This window comes from Paenibacillus sp. J31P13 (assembly GCF_056269295.1).
Map to the genome: position 1 here is coordinate 1,108,756 of NZ_JBWDNR010000001.1, position 12,006 is coordinate 1,120,761.

Genomic DNA, 12,006 nt, shown 5'->3' on the forward strand with positions numbered 1-12,006 from the left:
AATGAAGCTGTCACTTAGCATGTGGAGCATGCACAGAACCGTGAGAGAAAACGGATGGAAGGTACTGGATTTTCTATCCTTTTGCAAGGATGAAGGGATCAAGGATGTCGAGCTGTTGAATGTGTTCTGGAAGGACGTTCTGGAGGAACTGCCAAGCGTGCTTGCATTTGTGAGAGATAATGGCATCAAGGTGTCTAGCTACGCGGTAGCCAATGATTTCATCAAGGCAACTGAGGATGAACGAGCAGTGGCGCTGAAGGAGATTACGGATGCCTACCCTGTTGCAAAGTTACTGGGAACGAATGTCATCCGCGTGTTCTCCGGCAACCTCAGCGACATCGCAACCTATGAAGAAGCGCTGGATTGGATTGTGGATGGACTGAAAGAAGCTGCTGCAGGCGCTGAGAAGGAAGGATTGGTTCTCTGTTTGGAAAACCACGGAAAGTTGGCGGGAAGCGGCGAGCAGGTCAAAACGATCATCGATCGGGTTGGTTCTCCAGCTCTTCGATCCACGTTTGATACTGGTAATTTTCTGCTCGTAGACGAGCATCCTACAGCTGCGCTGGATACGCTGCTCCCCTATGTCGCGCATGTCCATTTCAAGGATTTTGAAATGCGTGAAGACGGGCGCTACAAGTCTCTCGGAGGCAAAGCTTTTGAAGGGATCAGCCTGGGAGACGGTGATGTTGAATTGAAGAAAATGGTGAACAAGCTGGTGGAGAATGGCTACCGCGGAGCGTTTGTTCTTGAATATGAAGGTGTAGGCAGCGAGGCGGAAGGTATTCGGCGCAGCTATGATTACTTTGCAACCATTATATAAACCCAAAGGAGATAAGCGCATGGAAAGAGAAGCAACAGCCGATATCGTAGTTGTTGGAGGAAGTACGGGAGGAGTTGCGGCGGCACTGGCAGCGGCGAAGTCGGGCAAAACCGTCATCATGACGGAGGAGACTGAATGGATCGGCGGTCAATTAACTAGTCAGGCGGTTCCGCCTGACGAGCATCCTTGGATCGAGTCCTTCGGCTGCACCCGGAGCTATCGCCGCTTTCGCGAGGATATCCGCGCTTATTACCGGGATGCCTTTCCATTGACGACAGCGGCGCGGGAGAATGAACAGCTTAACCCAGGAGGCGGTACGGTCAGCCGTTTATGTCACGAGCCGCGTGCCGCGCTTGCCGTTCTGGAGCGTCAGCTTGCTCCTTATGTACATAGCGGGCAATTGACGATTTTGCGCCGCCATGTTCCAGTGAGCGCCCGTTGCGATGGCGACGCCATCGTTTCGGTGACGGTTAAAAGTTTGGAGAGCGGACATACCGTGCTGCTGAAAGCTCCTTATTTTATCGACGCTACGGAATGCGGTGATCTGCTTCCGCTGGCTGGCGTGGAATACGTCACGGGTGCGGAAGCACGCCAAGAAACCGAGGAGCCACATGCCGTAGAGGGCGAGGCGCTGCCACAAGATATGCAGGGCTTTACTTATTGCTTCGCTATCGATTATTTGGAAGGCGAGGATCATACAATTACGAAGCCGGAGCTCTATGATTTCTGGAAGGAATACAAGGCGGATTTCTGGCCGGATCGTCTGCTAAGCTGGACCGGCGTCAAGCCAGCAACAATGCAGCCAGTACAGTATGGGCTCTTCCCTGGCGAAGGCGCGTTTTCGCTGTTCAAATATCGTCAAATCGCTGAGAAGGAGCACTACGTTCCCGGTACCTACAATAGTTCTATTTCGCTGGTCAACTGGCCGCAGAATGATTATTGGCTGGGCTCTATTATCGATGTAAAGCCGGAAGATAGGGAGCGTCACTTGAACGAGGCGAAGCAGCTTAGCCTGTCGTTGCTCTATTGGATGCAGACAGAGGCTCCTCGCCCAGATGGGGCGAAAGGTTATCCTGGACTAAGGCTTCGTCCCGATGTAGTGGGGACGGAAGATGGGCTTGCTATGTATCCGTACATTCGGGAGTCGCGCCGAATCAAGGCGGAGTTTACGATTTTGGAGCAGCATGTTGCAACGGAATGCCGTCCTGACGGCAGTGCGGAGTATTTCAAGGATTCAGTGGGCATCGGCTGTTACCGCATTGATCTGCATCCCAGCACGGAAAACCAACCCTATATTGATATATCTTCGCTGCCATTCCAGATTCCTTTAGGCAGTCTCATCCCGGTGAGAGTGAACAATCTGCTCGCTGCTTGCAAAAATATCGGGACAACTCATATTACAAACGGCTGCTATCGGCTTCATCCGGTGGAATGGAATATAGGCGAGGCAGCGGGCTATTGTGCCAGCTTCTGCCTGGATCGGGGCTTGACACCAAGTGATGTCCGCTCTTCGGAGACGGAGCTTGCCGATTACCAGAAGCTACTTGCTGCTGAGGGCATTGAGCTGGAGTGGCCTGCGCTGCGCGCAGTTTAAACCAAATTAACTAATGAGGAGAAATGGCAATGAGCAATCCTACTCGAATTGGCGTAATCGGAGCAGGCTCCATATCAGAAATGCACTTTGGCTCCTATAGCAAAAACGTTAATGCCGTGCTGGTCGCCGTCTGCGACTTAAAGGAAGAACGGGCGAAGGCAAAAGCGGAGAAATATGACATCCCCCACGTATACACCGACTACAACGAACTGCTGGCCAACCCGGATATTGATGCGGTCAGCATCTGTACCTGGAACAACACCCATGCGGAAATCAGTATCGCCGCTCTGAAGGCAGGCAAGCATGTGCTTTGCGAAAAGCCGCTTAGCAAAACGGTGGAAGAGGCTCTGGCTGTCGAAGCGGCTGTCAAGGAATCCGGCAAGACGCTGCAGGTAGGTTTCGTCCGCCGGTATGCCTCCAATACGCGGATTGTAAAAGCATTCTTAGACAATGGTGAAATCGGTCCGATTTATTACGCCAAAGCATCTTGTATTCGCAAGCTGGGCAACCCTGGCGGATGGTTCGCCGATGTGGAGCGCTCCGGAGGCGGCCCACTGATCGATATCGGTGTTCACGTCATCGATCTTTGCTGGTATTTGATGGGCAAGCCAAAGGTCAAATCCATTAGCGGCAACACCTACAATCGTTTAGGCAATCGCTCCAATGTGAAAAACTTAAAGTTCTATAAGGCAGCCGATTATGATGCAGCACTGAACACAGTTGAGGATATGGCCAATGCGTTGGTGCGCTTTGAGAACGGGGCGTCGCTGCTGGTCGATGTCAGCTTTACGCTGCATGCGAAGCAGGATGAGCTGACGGTAAAGCTCTATGGCGAAAAAGGCGGCGTTGAACTGGAGCCAGAGCTGACTCTGATTACAGAGAAGTATGACACGATTCTGAACTCCACGCCGCAAATTGACAATCTCTCATTCGAATTTGTGCAGGGCTTCCAGGATGAAATTCATTATTTTGTGGAGGTTTGCCAAGGGAAGAAAAGCACCATCAGTCCGGTTCAGGACGGCGTTGAAATCATGAAAATACTTTGCGGCGTGTACGAATCGGCAACACTGGGCAAGGAAATCCATTTCGATTAGGGGAGGCGTGGAATCAGCATGTCTGTAATAATCAGAAATCCCATAGGCGTCATTGTAGATAGCTTTGGCGTCGGCGTTAGGGAGGGGCTGAAGAAGGCGAAGGAGGTTGGTGCGGAGGGGGTGCAAATCTATGCCGTTTCAGGCGAGATGGACCCCGCTAATCTGGGCGCCGCCGCCCGCAGGGAGCTAAAGGCTTATATCGCTTCTTTAGGGCTGGAAATCAGCGCGCTTTGCGGCGACTTAGGCGGCCACGGCTTCCAGGATAATTCTGTTAACGAGGAAAAAGTAGAGAAATCAAAGCGGATTCTCGATTTGGCGCTGGACCTCGGCACAACAATTGTAACGACTCACATCGGGATCGTGCCGGAGGATCGGGATGGTGAGGTATTCGCTGTCATGCAGGAGGCTTGCCGCGAGCTGAATGAATATGCCAGCAGCATGAAGGCGTATTTCGCTATCGAGACCGGCCCCGAGACGGCGGCTCATCTGAAAGGTTTTCTGGATACGCTGGGAGGCAGAGGGGTATCTGTCAACTTTGATCCTGCCAATATGGTGATGGTGACGGGCGATGATCCGGCGGAAGGCGTTCGGCTGCTTAAGGATTATGTCGTGCACACCCATGTCAAAGACGGCATACGTCGCAAGGCGGTGGATCCACGCATGGTATACGGTGCGTTTGGCTATGAGCCGATGGATCACGCCAAAATTGCGGAGATGGTAAGCTCGGGACAATTTTTCCGCGAGCTGCCGCTTGGCGAAGGGAATGTTGATTTCGACAGATACTTTACGGCGTTAAAGGAAATTGGATATAATGGCTATCTGACCATTGAACGCGAAGCCTTGGATCAGCCGGAGACCGATATTCGCAAAGCGGTTCAATTTATCAAGAACTACCGCTAGCCCCTGTTATTGAATCGGAGATTTAATCAGGCGTTTGTTTGAAGTACAATGGAAGCAATAGATTTATTTACATTTGCAAGGTGGGACGCAAAGCGGTTGCTGAAGCGGCAATTAGAATTGGATGGGCTCGACAGCCTGCAAAGTTCGAATAGCCGTAAGGACAGCCGCTTCTATTTATTCTATATTTATGGAACCGCTTTAATTAATGTTCGGTTTTATTACATCAAATAATAGTTTTAATCAAAATTAACTTATTATCTCCCGTATATATTACTTATTGTGTTATTATATTCAACAAAACGAGAAGCAGTCGGCAGGTGGGAAGGAATCTGTTTCGCCGGTTATGCGTCGCAATCTAGCGCTTGCTTGAACAAGAAGTTGAATAGGGTGAAATACCGGAGGCATTCCGGGAAAGCTGGAGGGGGAGCTATGGAGCGCAAAAGGTTCAACTGCCATTTGATTGTTCGGATGATAGCGTTGTTGATGGTAACTGCGACGGTCGCAGGCTGCAGCGAGTGGGAGAAGTTGGGACAGCCGGTGCCCACTCCGCAGAGCCGTGTCGCGATTTCCATGGTCATTAACGACCTGGGTATGGTATTCCCGGATGGTTTGGACGAAAACGATAATCCTTATATAAACTATATAAAGGAACGCACAGGACTGGACTTGCGAGTCAGCATTCCCCCTCAGGAAGTTTACGAAGAAAAGCTGAATGTTATTATGGCTTCCGGAAATCTACCAGATCTGATTCACACCTTTAACCCGGTTTGGTTTGACGAATACGTCAAAAAAGGGGCTTTTATGCCGCTTGACGACTATATCAACAAATATGGACAAGACCTGAAGGAGCTCATTCCTGAAGAGGCATGGGATAGAATGCGCTACGACGGAAAAATTTACGGCATCCCAAGTTTAACAGACGTACAGGGCATCGAGTTAATGTATGTGCGGAAGGATTGGCTTGATAATCTAGGGCTGCAGCCGCCTAAGACGCTGGATGAATATTATGAAGTCATGCGTGCCTTTGCTCAGGAGGATCCTGACCAGAATGGGCTCAATGATACGATGGGCCTTATTTTATTGGAGGACATGGGGCGGACTGCGCCTTTTTTTGGTGCATTTGGCGTTCAATTGAATTCTTGGGTGGCGCGAGATGGAAAGCTGGTTAATGGCAGTACGCTGCCGGAGACCAAGCAAGCGCTCTCTTTTTTGGCTAAGCTTTACCGGGAAGGTCTGATAGATCAGGAATTTCCGCTTAACCGCAACAATGCCTTTATCGAAAAAATCGAAAATGGAAAGGTCGGCATGTTCTCCGCGACTTGGTACGATACGCGCGGTCCCATCGCGTTGAACAAAAAGAAAGATCCAAAGGCGGAATGGATTCCGCTGGAGTATCCCGTTGGTCCGGAGGGGCACAGCGGCGTGTACAACAATGATTTGATCCGTGGCTACAACGTGGTGCCAGTCGATAAGAAACATCCCGAAGAAGTGGTAAAGCTGCTTAATTTCATCGTGGGTGAGGGCAGGGAGACGTTGAAGCTTGGTTTTGAAGGTGAGATTTGGTCAATGAAAAATGGAAAAATGGTCACTGATTTTGAACAGCATGACAAGCATTTGTACAGGGGTATCTACCAGTCGCTCGTCGATGTAATTGATCCTGTTATGGCCAAGGCTCGATTGGATTCGCTTGGCGACTTTCATTTATACGATAATTTGCAAATGATTGAACAAAATTTAATCAAAAATGAATTTTACGGAATTCCAACACCGGCGATGAGCAAGTATGCCGGACATTTAGAGGAGCTTGAGGACATTTTTACACAAATCGTGATGGGCATCGTTCCGCTGGATGAGTTCGACAGCTTTGTGGATGAGTGGTACCGCGAGGGTGGCTCAGAGGTTACAGCGGAGGTTAATCAATGGTACGATGCCCGCTTGAGCGCCGGAGAGGGGAGATAAGCATGAGGAATCCCGTCAAGTGGTTTCGGGATCGCTTTTCCCGCAAAATCCAGTTTCGGCTAACTTGCTATTTTTTGTTGATTTTACTGCCGCTCGTGTTGGTAAGCTTGTTTGCCGTCGATCGTTCCCGCAGCATTCTGCATGACCAAGCCGTGGAGCGTTCAAGCACAGTGCTGAATTCTGCTATGGACTATATTGATTTGACTTTGCAAAATGTGGAGGAGATTTCGACGCTGATTGCAACAGACCCTGTGTTTATCAAGCTGCTTGCGGATAACGGAGCGGAATTGTCGCCGCTCTCCATCGTCGATTTTTCGATGCTGCTTAAGCAGCTGTCGAATGTAAACTCTATTAATCATATCGTATCGCAAATATCATTGTATCATCAGCCCTCCCATATGATGATATCGACAAATTATGGAGGTAGAAGGCTGAGCAGCCCCGAGCAGCAGCAATGGCTTGAGAATACGGCGATTACAAGCGGAACGGAAATCACTTATCTGCTTGCGGAGGAGCCGATTGCGGGCAATACGAACTTCGGAAGCTTAATTAATACGGATAGCGTATCGCTGCTGCGAACCATGGATTTGTACAATAACAATCGCAGAGCGGATGTTGTCATTATTACAGTGGACAAAAGCAAGCTGATCAATCTGATGAAATCGCTGCTCCCATCGCCTTCGGCTACCATTTATTTGCACAGCGATACAGGCAAATTGATTGCCGGGACAGGTAAGCTTGACGGCGCTGAGCATACGCTGGATGAGGGCGGGGGCATGCCTGGCCTTCCGCGTACGACAGATGCGGAGATGACGGTTTCTATCGATTCGGAGTATTCCAAATGGCGGCTGACGCTGATTCAGCCCAAAAAAGAGCTGTACGCCAAAACAGATCAGCTTCGGTTGTATACGTTAGCCATTATTTTTGTAAGCGTCCTTCTGGCGCTGGGCATTTCCTGGCTCGTTTATATCGGTATCGCTTCTCCGCTTGACAAGCTGTTCAAGGGCATGAAGCGTCTGGGTACGGGCAATATGAATGTGCATCTGGAGAATACACGGCACGATGAGCTGGGTTATTTGACGGAAGCGTTTAATCGGATGGTAGTAGACCAGAAGCGGCTGATTGAAGAGCATTACGAGCAGCAGCTAAGACTGGCCAAGACGGAGCTTCAATTTCTGCAAACTCAGATTAACCCTCATTTTCTTTATAATACGCTGGATTCAATCAACTGGACAGCCAAAAATTACGAGGCGGATGAAATCAGTGAGATGGTACTGAATTTGTCCCGATTTTTCCGTCTGAGTTTGAACAAGGGCAAGGATGTATTTACAATTGACGAAAGTTTGTCGCATCTGCATTATTATATTCGCATTCAGCAAATCCGTTTTTTGGACAGCTTTGAAGTGGAATACGACATTCAGGAGGATTGCCGCCCCATCCCGATTCTGAAGCTGCTGCTGCAGCCGCTTGTGGAAAACGCTATTCTGCATGGTATGGAGGGGAAAATGGAAGGCGGATTACTTGTTATTTCCGGCAGGGTTCTTTCCGGAGAGACCGTTCAGGTCACAGTCCGAGACAATGGCTCGGGGATAAATCCACAGCGGCTCGCCTACATTCAAGAAGAAATGAAGCGCTTGGGACGGCGTGAGGCAAATCTGTTTTCGCTGGAGGATGAGGAGACGGGCGACTTGTTCGGTCTGCGCAATGTAATGACTCGCATTAAGCTTTATTACGGCAAAGATGCCGAATTGATCATCGAAAGTGTGCAAGGAATTGGCACCTCAGTCACCATTTCGCTGCCGCTGGATCAATGCAAGGAAAGCTTTCGTGCTTTGACTCACCATACTCTTGAAAAAGGAGAGCGATCCGCATGAATTTGATGATTGTTGAAGATGAGCTGCGGCTTAGGTTGGGATTGGCCAATAATATCCCTTGGGAGGAGCATGGCATCGAGGTGGTCGGACTGGCTGCCAACGGAGTAGAGGCACTGGCGTTGATGGAGCGGAAGCGACCTGACATTATGCTGATTGATGTCCAGATGCCGGAGATGGACGGGCTGACACTGGTGAGGAAGCTTAGGGAATGTCAAGACAACGGCGTGCAGCTGAAACTGATTATATTGAGCGGGCATGACAACTTTGGCTTCGCTCAGGATGCCATAGCTTTAGGGGTGTCCAAGTATTTGCTTAAGCCCGCGGCTGAAGAGGAAATATTGGGTGCTGTACTGGAAGCGGCAAAGCAGCTGCGAGATGAGATGGAGCAGTGGCGCGAGCAGGCAGAGCTGAAGGTGAAGTGGCGTGAGCATCTTCCCCATCTGCAAAGCAGTTTTATCCGGCAGTGGGCAGCAGGCGACTACGACGTTAGCGAGGTGCTGCTAAGAGGCAGCGATTATCAGATTAACCTTGAAGAGTCGGACCGAATCGCAGTTGCGGTGGTGGATATTGACCCGTTACCGGAAGGGGAGGGTTGCTTTCGGGCGGAGGATGCTCCTATGTGGCGTTTCTCGTTGCAGTGTCTAGCGAGAGAAATGCTGCCTACCTCCTGTTGGGTCTGCCCTGACCCTCAGGGTTATACGCTCCTTGTTTTTGTGCTGCGGCGCGAGGAGGAGCCGGGAGACAGCGCCTTGCGCGTACAGGCATCGGTCGTCCAACTGCTGTCGCGGACCCGGGAGACGCTTGGGTTGACAGCCAGCGCGGGCATTTGCGCTGCGGCCGGAGGTATTGGCAGCATGAGTGCGCTGTATGCCGAAGCTTGCCGTGCCTTGCAGGAGCGTATTGTATACGGGTGCGACATCGCCATTCCTTACCGCGAGCTTGGCCGTAAGGAACAGGGGGTTCAGGTGCAACAGGGGCTGGAGAAAGCACTGGAGATCGCATTGGAAACCGCTGACGAAGCCAAGGCGCTAGAGGCGCTTCAAGGATTGTGGGACAAGAGCCTGGAGTCCGTGGAGACTGCGGAAGAGGTCCATGAAGCCGTGCTTTATTTGAGCAGTCTGTATATCCGAATGATTCAGAAGCAGGGCTGGCGGATTGGCTGCGTAGCAGGAGAGGATATGATTTATTTCGAGAACATCAGGCTGCTGGCGACGAAGAAGCAGATCCGGGCCTGGCTGGTCCGCTTGACTGGCCGCATCTGCGATTACTTGCAGCATCAGCGGAAGACAACCAGCAACGGAGTGGTACGCTCCATTCTATCTATTGTCAATCAGGAAATCGATCAGGATATTACGCTGCATACGGTTGCAGACCGTCTTTTTATCAATTCATCTTACTTGAGTCGACTGTTTAAGCAGGAGACAGGTGTACCGTTTTCGACGTATGTGCTGGAGCGCAAGATGGAAAAGGCCAAAACCGTTCTTCAGAATGGGGGAAAGGTGTACGATGCCGCTCGTCTGGTGGGCTACCGGGATGTGAGCTATTTCACAAAGGTGTTTCGAAAATATTGGGGTGTCAATCCAGGTGGCGTTAAGGTATGACAGTTGCTCCTGATTATGCTGGTGTGTAAAACCAAATAAATAATTTAAAAGACAAAAACGCTTTCATCTATAGAAAGCGTTTTTGTCTTTTTTTTAGAAGAATTAATAGGTCTTACAAAATCAAGTCATCTTCTATTTCACCCGTAAGGACTTAGCCATGAAAAGATCACAACAGCCGTTTACGCTTCTCTGTGAGGAAATCAAACATCAAAGTACCATAAATAGTAATGGCATTACTCTACCAACCTTGAGCGATGAATACTACAATTTTAGGTAGAAAGCATCAAATCGAGGGGGAATACAATGAAAAGCGCAACGGCTCCACTGGATAAGCCCCAGGCTAAACGCAATTATGTCAAACGGCTTGCTGCCGATGTCAAACGGGATTGGGATTTATATGCACTTCTTGTCCCTGGAATTTTGTTTCTCTTGCTATTCAAATACGCCCCAATGTATGGCATCACCATTGCCTTTAAGGATTTCAATATCTTTGATGGCTATAATGCAAGCCCGTGGGTGGGATGGAAGCATTTTGCCAAACTATTCAACTCTCCCGATTTTCTGCATGTTTTTCAAAACACCGTTATTCTCAGTTTTCTGAAGATCGGTATCTTGTTTCCGCTGCCGATCCTCATTGCCCTGCTGATGAACGAGCTCAGGCGGATGCTATTCAAGCGTGCAATTCAGACCGTTATCTATTTACCGCATTTTCTGTCCTGGGTCATCGTAAGCGGCTTATTTATCGACATGCTGTCCAGCAACGGCGGTTTGGTCAATAAGGTAATGGCTATGATCGGCATGGAGCCGATCTCGTTTTTCCTAGACAATAGCGTGTTCCGCGGCGTTCTGATTACCTCAGCGGGTTGGAAGGAGACGGGGTGGAGTACCATCGTATATCTTGCGGCCTTCGCCACGATCGATCCTGGCTTGTACGAAGCGGCTAAGATTGACGGAGCAGGAAGGTTGAAGCAGCTATGGCACATTACGCTGCCAGGCATCGCCCCAATTATATTGCTGATGTTTATTCTGAGGCTGGGCAGCATTCTGGAGGCTGGCACCGAGCAAATTCTTGTCATGTACAATCCCACTGTATACAAGGTGTCAGATGTCATCGGCACCTATGTGTATCGAATGGGCCTCGGCAATCAGGACTACAGCTTCACGACCGCTGTTGGCGTATTTGAATCCGTTATTTCCTTCACACTCGTCTTGGCGGGCAATGCGCTTAGCCGCAAATACCTGCAACGCGGGATTTGGTAACTGAAAGGGGAGATTGCTGTGACCATGAAAACATCGTTTTCGGAGAAGCTGTTCAATTTCTGCAACTATTTATTTTTCATACTAGTAGGTCTGACGACGCTGCTGCCGTTCGTTAACCTGATCGCCAAATCGTTCAGCAGCGAAGCGGCGGTCATCTCCGGCAAGGTCAATTTGCTGCCCATTGGCTTTCAGACTGGAACGTACATGTATGTGCTCAAGAACGCCATGTTCCTTAACTCTTTGAAGAATTCGATTCTTCTGGCCATTGTGGGGACGGCGTTAGGGTTGTTCCTCACTACCATTACGGCGTACCCCTTATCTCGCATTCAGCTTCGAGGAAGAAAATGGTTTCTGCTGATGTTTATCTTCACGATGCTGTTCAGCGGCGGCCTGATTCCTACCTACCTGCTCATGCAGACAATCGGACTTGTCAACCAGTTTCCTATTCTATTCCTGCCAGCGGCTATCAACGTTTTCAACATGCTGATTATCAAAAATTACTTTGAAGGGCTGCCGGACGGGCTGGAGGAATCCGCCAAGCTGGACGGAGCAAGCAACATTCGAATTTTGTTCTCCATTGTTTTGCCGCTGTCGCTTCCCGTGTTGGCAACCATTGCGCTGTTTTTTGCGGTGGCGTTCTGGAACGATTATTTTACATCGATGATCTACATTACCAATCAGGATTTCAAGCCGCTGCAGCTGTACCTAAAGGAACTGTTGGTTTCCTCCAGCAGCGAGTTTTTGAAGGATAACGTGGATGCGGCGCTGAACAAAACGCCACAATCCATTCAGGCAGCTTCAATATTGCTAGCTACGATGCCGATCCTGATGGTTTATCCGTTCTTGCAGAAATATTTTGTCAAAGGTGTGCTGGTAGGTTCAGTGAAAGGTTAAACCCATCGGA

Annotated in this window: 10 protein-coding genes; all 10 read left to right on the top strand. The window is 49.7% G+C overall.

Annotation, left to right across the window (positions count from 1 at the left end; genetic code table 11):
* Position 1 precedes the first annotated feature (1 nt).
* The 10 genes from AC0YOD_RS05070 (at position 2) to AC0YOD_RS05115 (ending at position 11,996) form a co-directional block, all read left to right on the top strand.
* Positions 2-820: a sugar phosphate isomerase/epimerase family protein gene (locus AC0YOD_RS05070; RefSeq protein ID WP_475798134.1), complete on the top strand. Its 819-nt coding sequence runs from the start codon at positions 2-4 to the stop codon at positions 818-820.
* A gap of 19 nt (positions 821-839) precedes the next feature.
* On the top strand, positions 840-2,414 hold the full coding sequence (locus tag AC0YOD_RS05075; RefSeq protein ID WP_475798135.1) for an FAD-dependent oxidoreductase: 1,575 nt from the start codon (positions 840-842) through the stop codon (positions 2,412-2,414).
* 29 nt (positions 2,415-2,443) lie between these two features.
* Positions 2,444-3,508 carry a Gfo/Idh/MocA family protein gene (locus tag AC0YOD_RS05080; RefSeq protein WP_475798136.1) on the top strand — a complete coding sequence of 355 codons (1,065 nt, stop codon included), beginning with the start codon at positions 2,444-2,446 and terminating at the stop codon, positions 3,506-3,508.
* Positions 3,509-3,526: 18 nt separating this feature from the next.
* Entirely contained in the window at positions 3,527-4,408 is an 882-nt protein-coding gene (locus tag AC0YOD_RS05085) for a sugar phosphate isomerase/epimerase family protein (RefSeq protein ID WP_475798137.1), read from the top strand.
* Positions 4,409-4,456: 48 nt separating this feature from the next.
* A complete protein-coding gene (locus AC0YOD_RS05090; protein ID WP_475798138.1) occupies positions 4,457-4,639 on the top strand; it encodes a hypothetical protein in 183 nt (60 codons plus the stop codon).
* A gap of 198 nt (positions 4,640-4,837) precedes the next feature.
* Positions 4,838-6,367, top strand: coding sequence for an extracellular solute-binding protein (locus tag AC0YOD_RS05095; protein ID WP_475798139.1), 1,530 nt, complete (start codon positions 4,838-4,840; stop codon positions 6,365-6,367).
* A gap of 2 nt (positions 6,368-6,369) precedes the next feature.
* Entirely contained in the window at positions 6,370-8,241 is a 1,872-nt protein-coding gene (locus AC0YOD_RS05100; RefSeq protein WP_475798140.1) for a cache domain-containing sensor histidine kinase, read from the top strand.
* A complete protein-coding gene (locus tag AC0YOD_RS05105) occupies positions 8,238-9,842 on the top strand; it encodes a response regulator transcription factor (RefSeq protein WP_475798141.1) in 1,605 nt (534 codons plus the stop codon). Before AC0YOD_RS05100 ends, AC0YOD_RS05105 begins: the two co-directional genes overlap by 4 nt.
* Before the next feature lie 303 nt (positions 9,843-10,145).
* Positions 10,146-11,102 carry an ABC transporter permease gene (locus tag AC0YOD_RS05110; protein WP_475798142.1) on the top strand — a complete coding sequence of 319 codons (957 nt, stop codon included), beginning with the start codon at positions 10,146-10,148 and terminating at the stop codon, positions 11,100-11,102.
* A 24-nt stretch (positions 11,103-11,126) separates the two neighbouring features.
* A complete protein-coding gene (locus AC0YOD_RS05115) occupies positions 11,127-11,996 on the top strand; it encodes a carbohydrate ABC transporter permease (protein WP_475798143.1) in 870 nt (289 codons plus the stop codon).
* The last annotated feature ends 10 nt before the right edge of the window (positions 11,997-12,006 follow it).